19 protein-coding genes are annotated in these 18101 nt (G+C 74.8%); 10 read left to right on the forward strand and 9 right to left on the reverse strand.

All coding sequences use genetic code 11. The features are described from left to right. The first annotated feature begins 26 nt into the window (after positions 1–26). Together ACFVXH_RS22890 and ACFVXH_RS22895 are read left to right on the forward strand one after the other, a co-directional pair. A complete protein-coding gene (locus ACFVXH_RS22890; protein WP_375873834.1) occupies positions 27–1250 on the forward strand; it encodes an ROK family protein in 1224 nt (407 codons plus the stop codon). Positions 1251–1447: 197 nt separating this feature from the next. Then, a complete protein-coding gene (locus ACFVXH_RS22895; RefSeq protein WP_387826590.1) occupies positions 1448–1987 on the forward strand; it encodes a hypothetical protein in 540 nt (179 codons plus the stop codon). A 35-nt stretch (positions 1988–2022) separates the two neighbouring features. On the opposite strand, the gene ACFVXH_RS22900 is transcribed toward ACFVXH_RS22895, so the two are convergent. The 4 genes from ACFVXH_RS22900 to ACFVXH_RS22915 form a co-directional block, all read right to left on the reverse strand. Next, positions 2023–2682: a transcriptional regulator gene (locus ACFVXH_RS22900; RefSeq protein WP_387826593.1), complete on the reverse strand. Its 660-nt coding sequence runs from the start codon at positions 2680–2682 to the stop codon at positions 2023–2025. A 162-nt stretch (positions 2683–2844) separates the two neighbouring features. Further along, a complete protein-coding gene (locus ACFVXH_RS22905; protein WP_049658815.1) occupies positions 2845–3240 on the reverse strand; it encodes a hypothetical protein in 396 nt (131 codons plus the stop codon). A gap of 181 nt (positions 3241–3421) precedes the next feature. After that, positions 3422–4327, reverse strand: coding sequence for a ketopantoate reductase family protein (locus ACFVXH_RS22910; RefSeq protein WP_074004812.1), 906 nt, complete (start codon positions 4325–4327; stop codon positions 3422–3424). A 58-nt stretch (positions 4328–4385) separates the two neighbouring features. Next, positions 4386–4565 (reverse strand): hypothetical protein, encoded by a 180-nt coding sequence (locus ACFVXH_RS22915; protein ID WP_380780756.1) that lies wholly within the window; start codon positions 4563–4565, stop codon positions 4386–4388. A 124-nt stretch (positions 4566–4689) separates the two neighbouring features. On the opposite strand from ACFVXH_RS22915, the gene ACFVXH_RS22920 reads away from it, so the two are divergent. The 4 genes from ACFVXH_RS22920 (at position 4690) to ACFVXH_RS22935 (ending at position 9459) form a co-directional block, all read left to right on the forward strand. Then, positions 4690–5712, forward strand: coding sequence for an ankyrin repeat domain-containing protein (locus tag ACFVXH_RS22920; protein ID WP_387826597.1), 1023 nt, complete (start codon positions 4690–4692; stop codon positions 5710–5712). Positions 5713–5809: 97 nt separating this feature from the next. Continuing rightward, on the forward strand, positions 5810–6574 hold the full coding sequence (locus ACFVXH_RS22925) for an ABC transporter ATP-binding protein (protein WP_387826688.1): 765 nt from the start codon (positions 5810–5812) through the stop codon (positions 6572–6574). 5 nt (positions 6575–6579) lie between these two features. Continuing rightward, the gene (locus tag ACFVXH_RS22930) at positions 6580–7971 is read left to right on the forward strand and encodes an FtsX-like permease family protein (protein ID WP_387826600.1); all 1392 of its coding nucleotides are present in this window, start codon (positions 6580–6582) and stop codon (positions 7969–7971) included. 213 nt (positions 7972–8184) lie between these two features. Continuing rightward, positions 8185–9459 (forward strand): sensor histidine kinase, encoded by a 1275-nt coding sequence (locus tag ACFVXH_RS22935; RefSeq protein ID WP_387826603.1) that lies wholly within the window; start codon positions 8185–8187, stop codon positions 9457–9459. Positions 9460–9510: 51 nt separating this feature from the next. Here ACFVXH_RS22935 and ACFVXH_RS22940 read toward each other — a convergent pair whose 3' ends face one another. Next, on the reverse strand, positions 9511–10179 hold the full coding sequence (locus tag ACFVXH_RS22940) for a response regulator (protein ID WP_387826606.1): 669 nt from the start codon (positions 10177–10179) through the stop codon (positions 9511–9513). Positions 10180–10367: 188 nt separating this feature from the next. Between ACFVXH_RS22940 and ACFVXH_RS22945 the strand changes: the two genes are divergently transcribed. Both ACFVXH_RS22945 and ACFVXH_RS22950 read left to right on the forward strand, forming a co-directional pair. Next, positions 10368–10796, forward strand: coding sequence for a MarR family winged helix-turn-helix transcriptional regulator (locus tag ACFVXH_RS22945; protein ID WP_387826691.1), 429 nt, complete (start codon positions 10368–10370; stop codon positions 10794–10796). 92 nt (positions 10797–10888) lie between these two features. Continuing rightward, the gene (locus tag ACFVXH_RS22950; RefSeq protein ID WP_387826694.1) at positions 10889–12241 is read left to right on the forward strand and encodes an MFS transporter; all 1353 of its coding nucleotides are present in this window, start codon (positions 10889–10891) and stop codon (positions 12239–12241) included. A 362-nt stretch (positions 12242–12603) separates the two neighbouring features. Here ACFVXH_RS22950 and ACFVXH_RS22955 read toward each other — a convergent pair whose 3' ends face one another. Continuing rightward, positions 12604–13134: a DUF5959 family protein gene (locus ACFVXH_RS22955; protein WP_181970917.1), complete on the reverse strand. Its 531-nt coding sequence runs from the start codon at positions 13132–13134 to the stop codon at positions 12604–12606. Between the two features lie 256 nt (positions 13135–13390). After that, entirely contained in the window at positions 13391–14386 is a 996-nt protein-coding gene (locus ACFVXH_RS22960; protein ID WP_387826610.1) for a ScbA/BarX family gamma-butyrolactone biosynthesis protein, read from the reverse strand. 461 nt (positions 14387–14847) lie between these two features. Here ACFVXH_RS22960 and ACFVXH_RS22965 point away from each other — a divergent pair, with 461 nt between their 5' ends. Together ACFVXH_RS22965 and ACFVXH_RS22970 are read left to right on the forward strand one after the other, a co-directional pair. After that, complete coding sequence (locus ACFVXH_RS22965; protein ID WP_117493055.1) at positions 14848–15561, forward strand: ScbR family autoregulator-binding transcription factor; 714 nt, start codon at positions 14848–14850, stop codon at positions 15559–15561. A 292-nt stretch (positions 15562–15853) separates the two neighbouring features. After that, complete coding sequence (locus ACFVXH_RS22970) at positions 15854–16708, forward strand: BTAD domain-containing putative transcriptional regulator (protein ID WP_387826614.1); 855 nt, start codon at positions 15854–15856, stop codon at positions 16706–16708. Between the two features lie 135 nt (positions 16709–16843). Here ACFVXH_RS22970 and ACFVXH_RS22975 read toward each other — a convergent pair whose 3' ends face one another. After that, positions 16844–17338: an SgcJ/EcaC family oxidoreductase gene (locus ACFVXH_RS22975; RefSeq protein ID WP_387826617.1), complete on the reverse strand. Its 495-nt coding sequence runs from the start codon at positions 17336–17338 to the stop codon at positions 16844–16846. A 34-nt stretch (positions 17339–17372) separates the two neighbouring features. Next, entirely contained in the window at positions 17373–18092 is a 720-nt protein-coding gene (locus tag ACFVXH_RS22980) for a TioE family transcriptional regulator (protein WP_387826620.1), read from the reverse strand. Positions 18093–18101 lie beyond the last annotated feature (9 nt).

Below are 18101 nucleotides of genomic sequence, written 5' to 3' on the forward strand. Positions count from 1 at the left end.
CCGAAGACCCAGACCGGAGGAACCCGATGAGCCCCCACCAGCCGACCAGTCGCCCGGCGGCCGGGGCCCCCGGGGTGCCGTGGAACCGGCAGCGGCTGCGCAGCAACAACGAGTGGCTGCTGCTGGAGCTGCTGCGCACCGGCGGCGGCTCCACGCGCGCCCAGCTGGCCCGGGACACCGGTCTGTCCAAGCCGACCGTCTCGGCCGCGCTGGCCGAGCTGGAGCGGGCCGGACTGGTCCGGGAGGCCGGGCGGCTGGCCCCCGAGCGCGGCCGCACCGCCGTGCTGTACGAGGTCGACCCGACGGCCGGGCACGTGCTCGGCGTGGACATCGGCCGGGCCCGGCTGCGGGTGGCGGTGGCGGACCTGGCCGGGACGGTGGTCGCCCGCCGGGACGTGGCCAACCGGGGCCGCTCGGCGAACGCCGTCGCCGACGCCGTGGTCGCCGCCGCGCACGAGGCGATCGCCGAGGCGGGCCTGGCGGCCGGGGACATCGTGCACGCCGTGATCGGCACCCCGGGGGTGTGGGACGAGCAGCGGCGCGGGGTGCGCTACGCCAACAGCCTGCCGGGCTGGGACAGGCCGGGACTGTTCGACCGGATAGGCGAGGGCCTGGGGACGGCCGTCTCGGTGGCCAACGACGCCAACCTGGCGGCGCTCGGCGAGTACACCCTGGGCGCCGGGCGGGGCAGCCGGATGTTCGCCTACCTGCTGGTCGGCACCGGGCTCGGGCTGGGCGTGGTGAAGGACGGCGAGCTGCTGCTCGGCGCACACGGCGGGCTGGGCGAGATCGGCCTGGTGCCGCTGTCCGGGCGGCCCGGCGAGCCGCCCGCGACCATCGAACAGGACGCCGCCGCGGACGCCGTGGTGCGCGCCGCCCGGGACTTCGGGCTGGACGGGGAATCCGCGGCGCGGCAGCTGACGGCGAAGCAGGTGTTCGAGCGGGCCCGGGCCGGGGAGCCCGCGGCGGTCCGGGCGGTGGAGCGGGAGGCCGAGCGGCTCGCCTACGCGGTGGCCGTGCTCTCGGCCGTCCTGGACCCGGACCTGGTGGTGCTGGGCGGCGGGATCGGCAGTAGCGCGGACCTGCTCCTGGAGCCGCTGGAGCGGGCCCTGCACGGGCTCGCCCCGATGCGGCCGACGCTCGCGCCGAGCCTCCTGGGGGAGGAGGCGGTGCTCCTCGGCGCGGTCGCCACGGCGTTGGAGACCGCCCGCCCCGCGGTGTTCGAGCGCCGGACGGCGGGGCTGCGCTGACGGCCGGTCTGGTCGGACGGTCGAACAGGGCGGGACGGGTCGGCGGGCGGTGGGCGGCCGGGGTTCGGGCGGGGTGGCGACGGTCGGTGACCGGAAGGTCTCGATCTGCCAACGAGTGGGGATTCGGTGGACGGTCCGTGTGCGATTCCTGCTCCAATCGCACGACTCATCCAAACGGAACGGAGCGTTCTCCTCCCATGCCTTCACGGATACCCGGTCGCCGTCGGGCCGGCCTGGCCGGATTCGCCGGACTCGTGCTCACCGTCGGCCTGGCGCTGACGGGTTGCGACCCGTCGGCGGCCGACGGCGGTGCCACGGCCTCGGCCACGCCGACCGCCGCCACCACCCCCGCGGCGACCACCCCGCCGGCGACGCCCGCCGCGGCGGTCCCGCCGGCGGCCCCGGCCAGCACCCCGCCGGCCCAGCCGGCACCCGCGGCACCGGTGGCCACGCCCCCGCCCGCGGCCCCTCCGGGCCAGCCCAGCGCCCCCGCGCAGCCGCCCGCCACCAAGGCGCCGCAGCCGAAGGTGACCACGGCCCAGCCGCCGAACGACCCGGAGCCCCCCGCGGCGGCGGCCGGTGCCGGCGCCGGATGCGAGATCCGCTCGAACGCGGGCAACTGCTACGAGGCGGGCCAGTTCTGCCGCAACGCGGACCTGGGCAAGAGCACCCACGAGGCCGGCGGCCGGGTGATCTACTGCCGGATGGTCAGCGGGAAGCCGCACTGGCAGGCCTGAGGCCTCCCGATGCTTGAGGGCGGGACGGTTCGCCCTCAGGCGTCGATGACGCCCAGGGTGTCCCAGAACAGGTGCTCGTAGGCCTGGAGCAGCAGCCCGTACTCGTGTGCGGTGGCCAGGGTCGGCTCGTCCAGCCGGTCCGGGCCCAGGGCGTCGGCGGCCTGCTGCTCCAGCTCGGGCGCGGGCTGGGCGAAGAAGTCGAAGAACGCGCAGGACTCGTCGGAGAAGCCGTACTGGCGGCGCAGCGCCTGCGCGATCGTGGCGCAGTAGCCGCCCCAGGCGGCGAAGTTGGCGACGAGCGCGGCGGCCGCGGCGGCGGGCTCGCCGTTCAGGGCGAGCCAGGCGAGGTAGTGCGGGTAGGCCTGGCACCCGGGCAGCGGCGGGCGGGCCTCCAGCGCGCCGTGGTCGAGTCCGACGGCGGCGCCGAGCGCGGGCAGGGTGCGCAGCGCGGCGCTCTCGCCCTCGGCCAGGGTGGCGAACCAGGCGCTGACCGGCCGGTCCGCGGTGCGGCCGGCGAGCAGCAGCAGGCTGCGGCGGTCGGAGCGGATGATCCGGTGCTGCTGGGCGGCGAGTTCGGCCAGTGCCGAGCGCGGCGCGGTGCCGTCGGCGAGCGCGGTGACCAGCGCGGGGGCGGTGTCGCCGGGTGCCAATTCGGCCCGCAGGTGCTGGATCTGGTCGAGGATCGGGTGGTTCACCGGTGCCTCCGAGGTGCGGTTCGGTCCGGTGCCATTCCTACCGCCTGGCGGTGCCGGTGCGGCGGCGACAGGCCGGGGCCCGAGGCGGGGACCAGCTCCCGGCCGGGGCGGCGCCGGGCCGGGAGCTGATGGCGTGGGGAGACGGGGGGTGCCCCCCGTGCGTCAGGAGTCGGCGCAGGCCTTCCCGATCTCGCCGGCAGCGTCGGTGATCGGCTTGAAGTCGGGCTGCTTGCCCTTGGAGACCCGGTCGATGGCGTCGTTGACGGCCTTGGAGAGCCGGTCGGCGGCCGCGTCGATCTTGTCCCCGTTGCCCTCGCGGATCTTCTTGGTGTCGTCGGCGACCTTCCGCAAGGCCTCGACGGTGTGGTTGCGGCGGCTCTCGTCGGTGATCTGCCCGACGTTGATCGCCGAATCCGCGAGGTCCTGGACGTCGCCGGTGAGGCTGATCGCCCGCTTTCCACAGTCCAGGGCCTGGTCGGCGTCGCACGCGGTGAACAACGGGGCCGCGAGCAGCAGTGCGAGCGTGGTGGCGGCCAGACGGTACGGCTTCCTTGTCATGTCTCTATCCCTCCCGCCCCTATCAACGCCGGTCCGCCGTGCGGAGGTTCCGGAAGACTGCGTGAACCGTTGGGAAAGTCTTTGCTTCCAGTGGAATGTGACGTTCCATCAGTTCTTTTCCGGGATGGATCCGGGCGTTCATCCCTCGGTGCCGTCCGCGGGGTGAACGCCCGGGCAGGCGCTACCGGTTGGCGGATTCGGTCAGGTCGTGCACCAGGCGGGCGATGGTCGGCACCGCCACCGCGTGCGCGTCGGCCGCCCGCAGCACGGCGCCGCCGATGGCGTCCAACTCGGTCGGCCGTCCGGCCTCCACGTCGCGCTGCATCGAGGACCTCATCGTCCCGGGGATGCGGTCGAAGGAGGCGAGCAGCGTCTGCGCGTCCGCCGGCGCGCCGACCGCCCGGGTGACGGCGGTGATCTCGTCCAGCACGGCGAGGAGTTCGGCCCGGTGCTCGGTGCGTACGGTGCCGATCCCGCTCGCGTGGCGGGTGGTCAGCAGGGCGAACGGGGCGAGGAAGGAGAGCTTGCTCCACAGCATCGCCGTCTCGTCCTCGCGCAGTGCGACGTCCAGACCGGTGTGCCGCAGCTGCTCGGCGAACTCGGCCACGGGGGAGTCGGGTTCGGCGTCCGCGCCCAGCTCGATGGCGGCGAACGGGCTGGTGTGCTCGATCCGCCCGGGCGCCGTCCGGGCGGCCTCGACCCGGATCGTGCCGGCCACCACCCGTGCGGCCGGGTAGCGCTCGCGCAGCACGGCCATGTGGTCCAGACCGTTGAGCAGCGGCACCACGATCCCGGTGCCGAGCACCTCCGCGGGCAACCGGTCCAGCGCGGCGGCCAGCGCCGTCTCCTTGACCGTCACGAAGACGGCGTCGACCGGCTCGCGCAGCTCGGTCGCGGCCTCCACCCGGGCGGTGAACTCGCCGAACTCGGCGCTGCGGACCCGCAGTCCGTCCCGCGCGATCGCGGCCGCGGTCGCCTCGCCGGCCAGGCAGACGACCCGGTGGCCGTCGCGGGCGAGCAGCCCGCCGATCAGTCCGCCGACGCCTCCGGGGCCGAGGACGGCGACGGTCAGGGGGGTGGTGGTCATGGTGACTCCTGTGGGTGGGTGGCGTGGTGAGGGATGGGGAAGCGGGGGCCGGGTGCGGTTACGGCGAGCGGCGGGATGCGCCCGCCCGGCTGGAGGAGCAGGCCGTCGCCCGGGAGCAGCCGCGGACGAAGGTGCCGCGCACCCCGCCGGGCAGCAGCCCGCCGTACGGGACCGGCAGCCCGCACGCCTCCGCCTCGGTGGGGCCGAAGCGCGGCTCGGGCAGCAGGTCGATGGTCACCGGATCATGATTCCCGGTCGGGCGGGCCCGGCGGGAGGCGGGGGCGTAAAAGGGGAGGGCGTGCCCGGCTCCGGCGGGCTTAGGGTGCGCCGGTGGAGGCTGTGCGGCGAGGGGGAGTCGGCGGATGACGACGGACGGGCGGCTGGTGGCGGCGGTACGGGCGCGGGATGTCGACGGCGTGTGGGAGGCACTCGCCGCGGGCGCGGATCCGAACGCCCGCGATGCGGACGGGCCGCCCCTGCTGTGGGTGGCCGTGAACGGGTTCGACCACGAGGTCGCCGGTGTCCTGGTCGACCACGGTGCCGATCCGGACCGTCCGCTGCCCGACGGGACGACCCCGCTGCTGCGCGCGGTGGACCTCGGTTCGTCGGCGCTGGTCGGGGCGGTGCTGGGGAAGGACCCGGCGCTGCGGTTGCCCGCCGACGCCCGTGAGCACCTGCTCGCCCTGGCCAGGGCCTGGTACGAGACGGGTACGGAGGAGGAACTGCGGCGACGGACCGGGGCCGTGGGGCCGGCGGAGCGGGTGTGGGTGACCGAGCAGTACGCGGACGTCGAGCAGGTCTCCCTCGGCGGGCTGACCGTGCGCGCCGGGCACGGGGCCGTGCTGACCGGGCTGGAGTGGAGGTTCCGCGTCCTCACCCCGGTCGACGAGTTGGTGGCCAGGGCCGTCCGGCACCGGGAGCCGGGGCACGTCGGGCAGCAGGCCGTCCGGTTCGTGCTCGGGGAACGCCGAAGTCGGGAGACCTGGTCGGCCCTGACGGCCCACCACCGGCACCCCGACCCCGCGCACCGCCGCTTCCTCGCGGCCTTCCTGTGCGACGCCCCGCTCCTGCGGATGGGGCACGCGGTCGAGTACGAGGCGGAGGAGACGGAGCTGCTCGTCGCCTGGGCGTCGGCCGAGCCGGACGGCGGGGTGCTCGCCGAGGTCCTCCGAGCCCTGGGCGGTCGTGAGTGCCCGGAGGAGGAGGCCGTCGGGTTGCGGCGCGCTGCTGCGTCCGTCCTGGCCCCGTCCGCCGACCGGACGCCCGAGGTCGCCGACGCCCTGGCGGCACTGCTGGACGTGGACGACCGGCCGGTGCGCCTGGAGGCGACCTACGGCCTCGCCCTCCGGGCCTGGGAGGCCCGCAATCCGCCCGAGGGGACGTAGCACCACCTGCGAGGTTCGGTTTTCCGAACCCCGGATTCGGGTGCCAGCACAATCGATCTCCCGGCCCCGGACGCCCACGATGGAGGGCATGAACGGGATGACGACAGCCGCCGCCACGGCGGCGCACAACGGGGTGACGGACGCGGCCCTGAGCGCGGTGGGGCTGCACCGGCGGTACGGGCGGGGCACGGCGGCCGTACAGGCGCTGCGCGGGGTCTCGGTGGCCTTCGCGCCGGGGACGTTCACGGCGGTGATGGGGCCGTCGGGCTCCGGCAAGACCACCCTGCTGCACTGCCTGGCCGGGATGGACCGTCCGACCACGGGCACCGTGCGGTGGGGCCGCACGGAGGTGTCCGGGCTGCCCGAGCGGCGGCTGGCGGAGCTGCGCCGCACCCGGGTGGGGTTCGTGTTCCAGGCCTTCAACCTGATGCCGGCGATGACGGTCGGGCAGAACGTCGAGCTGCCCGGCCGGCTCGCCGGGCGGCCGCCGGAGCGGGCCGCGGTGCGGGAGGCGCTGGCCCTGGTCGGGCTGGCCGGGCGGGAGCGGCACCGGCCCGGGCAGCTGTCGGGCGGTCAGCAGCAGCGGGTGGCGATAGCCAGGGCGCTGGTCTCCCGGCCGGAGGTGCTGTTCGCCGACGAGCCGACCGGCGCGCTGGACCGGGCCACCGGGCAGGAGGTCCTCGGCCTGCTGCGCTCGGGCGTCGACACCGACGGACGGACCTGCGTGATGGTCACCCACGACCCGGTCGCCGCCGGGTACGCGGACCGGGTGCTGCTGCTGGCCGACGGCCTGCTGGTGGACGAGCTGACCGCGCCGACGGCCGCGCAGGTCGCCGAGCGGCTGAGCCGGTTGGGCGGGTGAGCACGATGAGCAGTCCCGTACTGAGCCTCTCGGCGGGGCAGATCCGCCGCCGCCCGGTCTCCTTCGCCGGGCTGGGGACGGCGCTGTTCCTGGCGGTGGCGGCGGTGACGCTGTTCGGGTCGCTGGTCGCCGCACAGGTCACGGCGCCGGCCGCGGTGGCGCGCACGGCGGTGTCCGGGCCCGGCCTGGTGCTGATCGCCGGGGCCTTCGGCGAGATCGCCGTCCTGGTCGCGCTGTTCGTCGTGGTCAACGCCCTCGGCTTCACCCTGCGCCAGCAGCACCGCGACCTGGCGCTGCTGCGCACCGTCGCGGCGACACCCCGTCAGGTCCGGCGGGTGGTGCGCGCGCAGGTGGTGGCGACCACCCTGCTGGTGTCCGGGCCGGGCGGCCTGGTGGGCTTCCTCGCCGCCCGGGCCTTCCTCGCCGCACTCCAGCGGCGCGGCATGGCCGCACCCGGGCTGCGCATACCCGGGGCGCCGGTGCCGGCGCTGATCGGGCTCGCGGTGGCGCTGCTGGTGGGCCTGGCGGCCAGTGCCGTGGCGGCCCGCCGGATCACCCGGCCCGCCCCGGCCGCCGCACTGACCGAGGGCGCGGGCGGGCCACGGCGGACGCCCGTGCCGCGGGTGCTCGCCGGGCTGGCGGTGCTCGCGGGCGGTGGGCTGCTGCTGCGACTGGCGGCGAGCCGGCCGGCCGGAGAGCTGGACAAGGCGGGGCAGGCCGCGCTGCTCGGCTCGTTGGTGCTGCTGGTCGCGGTCGGACTGCTGGGGCCGGTGGCGGCGCGGGTCCTGGCAGCGGTGCTCGGCGCCCCGGCGCGGGTGCTCGCGCCCCGGGCGGGCTGGCTGGCGGACGCCAACCTGCGCGGCTACGCGGTCCGGCTCTCCTCGGCGGTGGTGCCGGTCGCGCTGCTCGTCGGGCTCTCCGGCACCCTGCTGGTCCTGACCGGCACCGCCGAGCACGTCGTCCGGGCGACGGGCGCCGCGACCAGCGTCACCAAGCAGAGCGACATCTGGCTGCGCGAGGCGGAGCTCGGGATGCTGGTCTGCTTCGCGGCGGTCTCCACGGTCAACACCCTGGTGGCGCTGACCGCCGACCGGCGCCGCGAGTTCGCGCTGCTGCGCCTGGTCGGGGCGACGCGGCGGCAGCTGCTGTGGATGCTCGGCGTGGAGGCGGTCCTGACCACGGCGATCGGTGTGCTGCTGGGTGCGGCGGTGGCGGCCGCGGCCTCGGGGGCGTTCAGCCTGGCGGTGACGGGCTCGGTGGTGCCGGTGGTGCCGGGCGCGGCGTGCGCCTGGGTGGTGCTGGGGTCGGTGGTGCTCACGGTGCCGGGGATCGTGGGCACGGGGCTGTGGGCGGTCGGCGGTTCGGCGGTGGAGACGACGGGCGGGGAACGGGGGTGAGGCGGAGGAGGCGGAGGCCGGCGTCCACGGCGGGTGGGCGCGGGGTCGGTGCCATGGCTGTCCGAGGGGCCGTGCGGACGGAAGGGCAGGTGGATGCGGTGGTCCGGGCGGGTCCTGGTGGATGCTGGGGGCCGGTCGGCGGCTGAATGCCGGTCGGTGAGTGCTGGTCAGTGATTGTCGGTGGGTGTCGGTGGGCGAGTGGTGAGGTGGACGGTGGCTGAGCGGCGGCGGTACCGGTCGGTGCGCGGTGGTGAACTGGCCTTCGCGGTGCTCGGGTTGCCGCTCGGGGTGCTCGGCGGCGTGTACGCCGTCGCCGTCTTCTACGCGGGGGCCTTGCTCTCGCTCACCGTGCTGGGCCTGCCGTTCGTGGCGGCCGCGCTGCTCGGGGCGAGGAGGCTCGGCGGGTTGCACCGGTGGCTGGTCGGGCGGCTGCTCGGGGAGGAGGTGCCGGCACCGCGGCCGCTGCCGCGTCCGGCCGGAGTGTTCGCGCGGGGCCGGGTGGTGCTGACCGATCCGGTGGCCTGGCGGGCGCTGCTCTACCTCTTCCTCCGGCTGCCGCTGGGCGTGCTCGGCTTCCTGGCCGTGGTCGGGCTCCCGCTCGGAAGCGTCTGGCTGGTGGGCTTCCCGCTCTGGGTGCGGATGATGGAGCCGGGCCCGAGGTCGATCGGCCTGCTGGACCTGGGCGCGATCCCGATCGGCCTCGCGGTGCTGGTCGCCGTACCAGCGGCGGTGCAGGCGCTCGGAGGGGCGAACCGCACGCTGGCCCGTACCCTGCTCGGGCCGGTGCGCTCGGACCAGCGGGTGCGTCAGCTGGAGAAGGCCCGGTCCATCCTGCTGGCCGAGGGCACCGACCGACTGCGGCACCTGGAACGCGACCTGCACGACGGCACCCAGGCGCAGCTGGTCGCGCTCGCCATCACGCTGTCGCTGGCCGACGACGTGCTGGGGGCGGGCGCGCCGCCGGGGGGCCTTCCGCCGGTGGGCGTTCCGGCCGAGGGTGGCTCGGACGGGCTCGACCTCGGGCGGCTGCGGACCCTGGTGGACCGGGCCCGTGGGCAGGCCGAGGACACCATCACCGGTCTGCGCCGGCTGACCAGGGGCATCCACCCGGTGGCGCTGGAGGGCGGGTTGGCCGAGGCGCTGCCGGGGCTGACCGCCACCTCGCCGGTGCCGGTCGACGTCCGGCTGGACCTTCGGGAGCGTCCGGAGGAGGCGATCGAGCGGGCCGTCTACTTCTGTGCGGCCGAACTGCTGACCAACGTGGCCAAGCACAGTGGCGCGCGGTCGGCGGAGCTGAGCGTGAGCGCCGCCGAGGGGAGGGTCCGGCTGACCGTGCGCGACGACGGGCACGGCGGCGCCGTGATCGGTGCGGGTAGCGGGCTCACCGGCCTGGCCGAGCGGCTCGCGGTGCTGGACGGGACGCTGCGGGTGGACAGCCCGCCCGGCGGGCCGACGGCGGTCAGCGCCGAACTGCCCGGCCGGCTCTGACGGGCGGCCACGGCCCGGGCGGTCGGGGTCGCCGTCCCGGGAGGTGCTACCTCAGGAGGCGCCGCTCTCCGCGAGGTAGGCGAGCACGGCCTTGACCCGCCGGTTGTCGGCGTCGGTCGCGGGCAGGTCGAACTTGCCGAACACGGCGGCCACGTGCTTCTCCACCGCCCGCTCCGAGACCACCAGCAGCATGGCGATCGAACGGTTGGAGTGCCCCTGTGCCATCAGCTCCAGCACCTCCCGCTCGCGCGGGGTGAGCGCGTCCACCCGGCTGCGCCGCCCGCCGTGCAGCAGACCGTTGACGATCTCCGGGTCGAGGGCCGTGCCGCCTGCGGCGACCCGGTGCAGGGCGTCGACGAACTCGGAGGTGCGGGCCACCCGCTCCTTGAGGAGGTAGCCGATGCCGGAGGCGCCGTCGGCCAGCAGCCGGGCCGCCCAGGCGGTCTCGACGTGCTGGGAGAAGACCAGGATGCCGACCTCCGGCAGGGTGGCCCGGATCTCCACGGCTGCTCGGATGCCCTCGTCGGTGTGGGTGGGTGGCATCCGGATGTCCACCACGGCCACGTCGGGCCGGTGCCCGGTGACGGCGGCGATCAGCTCGGGTGCCGTCCCGGCGGTGGCGACCACCGCGCACCCCCGGGTGGTGAGGAGTTCGACCATGCCGTCCCGGAGGATCACCGAGTCCTCGGCGAGGACGACGCGGAGCTGCTTGTCGATCATGCCGTCATTATCCGGGCCCGCCGCCGGGCCGGGGCACGGGTGGTGGAGGGCCCGGTCCGCCCTCAGGAAATCTTCAGTCCAGACTGGACAGTCCAGACTGATGAAATTACCGTGGAACCGTGACCGAGAAGCGAACCGCCCGTACCGCCCCGGCCGACCCCGCCGACCCCGCCGGGTCCGCCGAAACCGTGGTTCCCGACAGCGCGGCGCTGGCCGCCCGTGAACTGCGCGCCGTCTTCAGCCGGCTGCGCCGCACCCTCCGGGAGGCGAGCGGCACCAGCGACCTGACGCCCTCCCAGACCGCCGTGCTCAGCCGGCTGATCAACGACGGTCCGGCCTCCGCCAGCGCGCTGGCCGCCGCCGAGCGGGTCCGTCCGCAGTCGATGGCCGCCACCCTCGCCGCGCTGGAACAGCACGGACTGGTCGGGCGCCGCCCCGACCCCGGGGACGGCCGCCGTCAGGTGGTCAGCCTCACCGAGGTCGGCCTGGCCCGGGTCGCGGACAGCCGCCAGGCCCGTGAGGAGTGGCTGACCCGGGCCATGGCGGAGCACTACACCGAGGCCGAGCGCGCCACCGTGCTGGAGGCGCTGGCCCTGATAGACCGGCTGAACCGGTGACGACCGGCCCGGCCGCCCTGCTCGCCCGACTCCGGCCGCGCCGCCGGCAGCCCGCTCCGGACGACGGGTTCAACCGCCGGCTGATCGCGCCGATGGTGCTCGGCTCGGTGCTCAACCCGATCAACTCGTCGATGATCGCGGTGGCCCTGGTGCCTGTCGGCGCCGCCTTCGGCGCGCCGCCCGCCGAGACCGCCTGGCTGGTCACCGGGCTCTACCTGGCCACCGCCATCGGCCAGCCGGTGATCGGGCGGCTGGTGGACACCCACGGCCCGCGCCGGCTCTACCTCGCCGGGACGGCCCTGGTCGGCCTCGCCGGACTGCTCGGTGCGCTCGCCCCGTCGCTCGGACTGCTGATCACCGCCCGGGTGCTGCTCGGACTGGGCACCTCCGCGGCCTACCCCGCCGCGATGCACCTGACCCGCAGCGAGGCCGAGCGGACCGGGCGGTCCAGCCCCACCGGGGTGCTGACGGTACTGGCCGTCGCCAACCAGACCGTCGCGGTGGTCGGCCCCACCCTCGGTGGTCTGCTGATCGGCGCGGGCGGCTGGCGGACGGTCTTCGCCGTCAACGTCCCGCTGTCACTGGCCTGCCTGGCACTCGGTGCGGCCCGGCTGCCCGTCACCGCCCGCCGCCCGGACCCTGCCGACGGCGGGGAGCGCCCCGGGCGTGCGGAACGCCTCGACCACCTCGGGATCGCGCTGTTCGCGGTCCTCCTGCTCGCCCTGATGCTGTTCCTGATGAAGCCGGGCCCTGCTCGCTGGTACCTGCCGGTGCTCGCCCTCCTGGCAGCCGTCGCCTTCGCCCTCCGCGAGCGGCGGGCCCGTGCCCCCTTCATCGACCTGCGGGCGCTCGCCGGCAACCGCCCGCTGATCGCCACCTACCTGCGCCAGGTGCTCGGCTACACCGCCATCTACGCCTTCCTCTACGGCTACACCCAGTGGCTGGAGGAGGGGCGCGGCCTGTCCGCCGCCACCGCCGGACTGGTGCTGCTGCCGCTCTCGCTGACCGCGCTCGCGGCCGCCGGAGCCAGCGGCCGCAGCCCGGGCGTCCGCGGCAAACTGCTGGTCGGCTCCGCCTGCCAGATCGCGGCCTGCGCCGCCCTGCTGCTGGTCCACGCGAACAGCCCGGGCGCCCTGCTGATCGGAGTCGGCGTGCTGGCGGGCGTCTCGCAGGGGCTGATCGGGCTCGGCACCCAGACCGCCCTCTACCACCAGGCGGACCCCGCCGCCATCGCCTCGGCGGCCGGGCTGCTGCGCACCTTCATGTATCTCGGCGCCATGGCGGCCTCCGCCGCGAACGCCGCCTTCTTCCCGCACGGCGCCACCACGGCCGGGCTGCACCAGCTCGCACTGTTCATGCTCGGCGGCGCGGCCCTGCTCTTCCTCCTCACCGTGCCCGACCGTTCGCTGGGGCGGCTGGGAACACCTCCGCGGCAGCGGAAGTGACGGCCGATCCGTTCGCCTGGACGTACTGACCGCGACGGCGGGTGACGGGGTTCAGTGAGGGCCTTTCCGGCTCGGTGCGGACTGCGACACCCGCACCGGCACCCGGAAGGCCCTCGCGCCACACCGTGACCACCGCTGACCTTCACCGGACGCTGCCGCCTTGCCGACCTCCCACACCCGGACCGCGCCACCGGCCACCCGGTGCGGCGCTACGAACGCGCCGCACCGGGTGAGACGGTCGGGTTGCACCAGCTCGCGCTGTTCATGGTCGGCGGCGCGGCTCTGGTCTTCCTTCTCGCTGTTGCCGACTGATCGCCCGTGCGGCATGGAACGCTGGTGCAGTAGTAAGAGGTGACGATCGATCAACTCTCGTCGGGCAGGTTCCCGCGCCAGGCGTGGATGCCCGGGGAGAGTTCGACCACCTCGGCCGGGTAGGCGCTGCGGACGAGGTGGAGCAGGGTGCGTTGCTCGGCCAGCCAGTTCGGTGCGGGGGAGAGTACGACCCGGAGGGTGACGCCGGATTCCTCCGCGTCGGAGACGGTCACCCAGAGGCCGCCGGGGCGGCCGGGTTCGATGCGTAGCTCCGGTCCGTGTTCCTCGTCCAGCCAGCGGACCGCGGAGCCGCGGCCGAGTCGGTCCAGAGCGGTTTCCCACTGCCTGAGGTGGCGGTCGGTCACCAGGGTGACGAACTGCCCGCGTACCGAGTCCGCGGTGACGGTGATCTCGCAGTCCAGCCAGTCGTGTCCGAGCAGCGAGCCCGGCGCGTGCCGTCCGAGGACGCGTACGCGGACGTTCCGGCCGCCGGTCCGTCCGTCGCAGCCGGGGGCGTCGTCGGTGCCGGGGCGGTCGGCGAGTCTTATCAACTCATTCTGCTGCGAAGGGACTTCACTCACGGCGGACTCCTGTTGGCAGCGGGATCCAGGGGGTGACATCCTCGCGCAGGTGTTCGCCCCGGTGCCAGTCCGGGAGCGGGGCGTTCTGGCCGGGGCCGGCCCGTGGTGGGCCCCCGGGAATCGGCTGGTGCCCGTGGCCGCAGCCCCCGCGGGCGTCGTCGGCACGCGGACGGCCCGCCGGACCGGGAGGGTCGGGCGGGCCGTTCGAGCGTTGCGAAGGGGTACTCCGGAGGTCGGTGCGGCGGCGGTCGTCGGGTCAGCGGTGGTCCGGGTGGCCGGTGAGCACGGTGGTGAAGATCGGTTCGCCGTGCTGGTGGCCGGTCACGCTGGTGGTGAGGGCGTCCGGGTCCCCGCCGGGGGTGTGCTGGGCGGTGATCGTGGTGGGCGCGTCGTGCTCGGCGTACCGGTGGAAGGTGGTGGCCGCGGCGGTCGGTGTGACGGTGGCCGGGCTACTCAGCGCGTTGGCCGCCTGCCGGGCCGCCTCCAGCAGCACCATGCCCGGGATGTGGTCGTTGGCGTGGTCGAAGAGGATCGGGTGCCAGAAGTCGGGGGTGAGGTGCCAGGTGCCGGGGGCGTCCGCCGGGGCCAGCAGGACGTCGCACGGGCGGAGCCGGCCGACCCGGGCCGGCGGGAGCGGCTCGGCGGTCACGATCGGTGCCGCCGGGAGCTCGGCGGAGTGGCGGCCCCGGCGCAGCCGCTGGTAGGTGGAGTCCGGAACGGTGGTGAAGCGGGCGTAGCCGGTGGCGGCCAGCTGGGCGCCCCGTCGGACGACGGTCTCCAGCGTGAAGTCGACGGTGGCGCCGGAGCGGCGCGGCTGGGCGAGGAGCTGGACCTCCAGGGTGAGGTCGGTCGGCGCCGCACCGATCAGCAACTGCCGTGACCGGGTGGTGTAGTCGAGGTTCCACATCATGAACTTGTGGTCGAGCGGTACGCCGAACCGGGTGTGGGCGAGGTAGAGCCCGGCTTGGCGGATCGTTTCAGCAGCTTGGATCGGGTCGTGCCGGGTGCCGTCCAGGGTGCTGAAGAAGGTGTGCGCCCGCGGCCACTGCGCGGTGACGGCGAAGGTGGTGTCCGTGAGCTGTTCGCTGCCGGTGAGGAAGACCTCGGCGTGGCAGGCCCGGTGGACGTACTCCTTGGCGACGGTGCTGGTCAGGCGAGGCGCCGGGGCTGCTGCGGCCGGGCCGGGGATCGTTCCGGAGTCCGTGCCGGTGGTGAGGACGGATGCGGGCGTACGGAAGGCAAGCAGAGTCATGGGGAGCGCTCCGAAAGGCCGTGACGGGCGGGGTGGGCTGCTCAGGGCTCGTAAGATACGTACCTACCGGTTTGGTTTTCAAGGAGCCAGAACAAAGGTTCGTCGGCGGCCGAGCGTGGTCGGACGGGCACGGTGGGTGGGTGTCGATCACTGCCCGGAGATCGGCTCCGACGGGTGAACCTCCTTGACCTGTGGGGATGTCGGCGCATGGGCTTGACAGGTTCATGGCCATTATGTGGTCGTTCGTTGCCATCCCGGCCACAAGTGAGAGCTGGTATTCCGCTTAAGGGGGCTGGCGGCGAGATGTCGGCCATCTGTTCGTCTCATACCGTCTACGCGGTTTTAGTCCGCTCGAGGACGGCCCTATGTGACCTGGGACGCGGGGATCCCCGCCGACCTCGGCGGGTAAGATACGGGGTGTTTGGTTTTGTTTGCCGAGCGTTTCGGGTGGGGTGGTTGCGGTGGTGCGACAGGAACGGGCGGTCCGGACGCGTCGGCTGATCCTGGAGGCGGCGGCGTCGGTCTTCGACGAGTACGGGTACGAGGGGGCGACGATCGGTGCGGTCGTGGCTCGCGCCGGAGTGACCCGGGGCGCGGTGTACTTCCACTTCGCCTCCAAGCGGGAGCTCGCCCAGGGGGTCGTCGAGGAGCAGTTCGGCCGGGACGAGATTCCCGAACGGCACTGCAAGCTCCAGGAGTTCGTGGACCTCGGGATGGTGGTCGCCCATCTCATGCCGCGCGACCCGGTGTTGAGCGCCGGCGCGCGGCTCTCCCTCGGCCAGGACGTGTTCGGCGACTTCAGTGGCGGCGCGGCGCCCGGCTGGATCCAGCGGGCCGAGACCGTGCTGGAGACGGCCGGCCGGCGCGGCGAACTGCTGCCCCAGGTGGTGCCCGCCGAGACGGCGTGGCTGGTCACCGGGGCCTGGACGGGCGTGCAGATACAGTCCCAGAAGATGTCCGGCCGGTCGGACCTGGAGCGCCGGGTCGCCTCGCTGTACCAGCATGTGATGCCCAGCATCGCGGTGCCCGGGGTGCTGGCCACGCTCGACCTCGCGGCGGACCGGGGCGGCCGGGTGGTCGCGGAGCTGGCGGCGGCCCGGGCGGCCGAGGCGGAGGCCGGGGCGGCCGCGGGCGAGGCGGCCGGGACGGGTGCGGGCGGGGCCGGTCCGGCCTGATTCGGGGTGATCCGGGCGGGCTCCGGGCGGGTCCGAGTGGTCCGCGGGGGTCTCGGGCGAAGCCGTTCGAGGCCGGACCGGCGGTCCGGTGTCCTACTCCCACGGGCTTGCTCCGCCCAGAAACAAACAGCGCGTTCGGTTTTGTATTGACAAACCGTCTGTCCTGTTTTTGGATAGGTGTCGGGTGCTCGACCGACCTTCCAGCGGACCTGCGCGGACGGTGAGCAGCGGAGCGCCCGCCCGACCGGCGGCCGTCGGGGCCGCCGATCCGTCTGGATGTGGGGTGGTCGTCGTGGAGATCCGCGTGCTGGGGGTCTTGGGGGTCCGACTGTGCGGGGTTTCGGTGGTGCCCTCGGCGCCGAAGCCTCGACAGGTGCTCGCCCTGCTGGCGTTACGGGCCGACCAGGTCGTCCCGGCGAGCGTCCTCGCCGAGGAACTGTGGTCCGGCCGTCCGCCGCGCAGCGCCCGCACCACCGTGCAGACCTATGTGCTCCAACTGCGCGACCTCATCGACCGGGCGCTCGCCCAGGGTGACGGCGGCCCGGGAGCCTCCTGCGCGAAGGACGTCCTGGTCACCTCGGCCGGCGGCTACATGCTGAACAGCGGTGGCGGGCTGGTCGACCTCCAGGAGTTCGACCGCCTCGCCGGGCACGGCTACCGCGCCATGGACGGCGGCGACTTCCCGCTCGCCGCCCGCCAGTTGGGCGAGGCGCTCGCGCTGTGGCGCGGCCCGGCCTTCGCGGACGTCCCGGTCGGCGGCCAACTCGCCGTCGAGGTCAGGCGGTTGGAGGAGACCCGGCTCTGCGCGCTGGACCAGCGGATCGAGGCCGACCTGCGCCTCGGCCGACACCGCGTACTGCTCGCCGAACTCACCGTCCTGGTCGACCGCTACCGCACCCACGAGAGCCTGCATGGCCAGTACATGATCGCGCTGCACCGCTCCGGCCGCCGGGGCGAGGCGCTGGAGGCCTACCAGCGCCTGCGGAACACCCTGGTACGGGAGTTGGGCATGGAACCGTCCGCGGCACTGCGGCGACTCCAACGCTCCATCCTGCTCGCCAGCCCGGAACGCCCGGACCAGGAGCAGGTGGGCGCGCTCGCCGAGGGAGCCGTCGCCCGAACCGCCCGCCTCACCCGGGTCGGCTGAGCCCGGCCCGCGACGTCGCCGCCCGACCGCTCCCGACCACACCGGGCGGCGACGGGCAGCGACGGGCGGCGACGGGCAGCGACGGGCGGCGCGGGGTGGCGGTGGAACCGGTGGCCGGCCGGCGGGCGGCGTCGGTCAGTCGGTGAGCACGCCGGTGTTCTGGCAGGCGTGCAGCAGCCACCGCCCGTCGTCCTGCCTGGTCATGACGTACAGCGGTGCACCCTCCGAGCCGCCGTCCGCGTCGCCGTTCGCCGAGTGGTAGACCTGGCGGACCTTGACGGCGGCCACGTCGGGGCGGAGGAACTGGATGTGCACCGGCTCGTACGTGACCCGGCCGTCCCAGGTCGCGGCGGGCAGGACGGCTCGGGTGAACTCGGCGATCGCGTCCAGGCCGAGGAGGACCTTGCCGTGCGCGGTGGTCCAGAGCGCCTCGGGGTGGAAGAGGGCGAGGAAGGCGTCCGGGTCCTTGGCACGTTGGGCGCGCTCGACGGCGGCCACGACCTGCTCGATGGCCGCGATGTCCGCGAGCTCGGTGTCGGAGAGAGCGGCGTCGGACAGGGCGGCGTCGGAGGGGGCGCTGCCGGAAAGGGCGGTGTCGGCGGGCGCGGGCGTTGCGGATTCGGTGTTCATGAGGATCACCCTGGGACCTCAAGTTCCCTTGAGGTCAAGCCCGTCGGGGCACCTCGGGGCGCAGCGCCAGGTAGGTGTCGAGGCGGGCCGAAGCGGTGAGCATCGCGAGCCCCCGGGTGGTGAGGCGCTGTTGCCAGCCGTCGAGGGCGGCGGCCAGTTCACCGGTGCCGCCCGCCGTGCGGATCTGCCGCAGCACGGTGGCGATGCGGTCCAGCAGGTAGCCGCCCCGGCGGAGCAGGTGGGCGAGTTCGGCGTCGCGGACGTCGGCCGGGAGGTAGCGGCGGTGGCCGGTGGCGCGGTCCCGGGCGGGGGTCAGGATGCCGGCGGCCTCCCAGGCCCGCAGGGTCGCGGGGGTGACACCGAGCCGGTGCGCGACCTCGCCGACGGAGCGGGGGCCGGGCAGCGCGGGAAGGGCGGGGCCGGGCGTGGCGCCGTCGGTCAGGTGGCCGACGGCCGCGCGGACGGCGGCGAGGGTCTCCCGGTCGCGCAGCAACTGGGCGTGGCCCCGGTCGAGTTCGGTGAGGGCGTCGCCGAGCCGGTCGGCGTGGACGGCGGTCATGACCGAGCCGGCGGTCGCGTGCCCGTACGCCGGGACGAGGGCGAGGTAGGCGCGCAGGGCGGCCGCGTGCGGCTCGGTGTAGATCCGGTACCCGGTGGGTGTGCGGTCGGCGGGCGGGAGGTAGCCGTCGCGCTCGTAGTTGCGGATGGCCTGGGTCGAGATGCCGTGCTCGCGAGCGAGGTCGGCGGGTCGCATGGTCGTCTC

This window comes from Kitasatospora sp. NPDC058184, assembly GCF_042883725.1.
Classification (GTDB): Bacteria; Actinomycetota; Actinomycetes; order Streptomycetales; family Streptomycetaceae; genus Kitasatospora.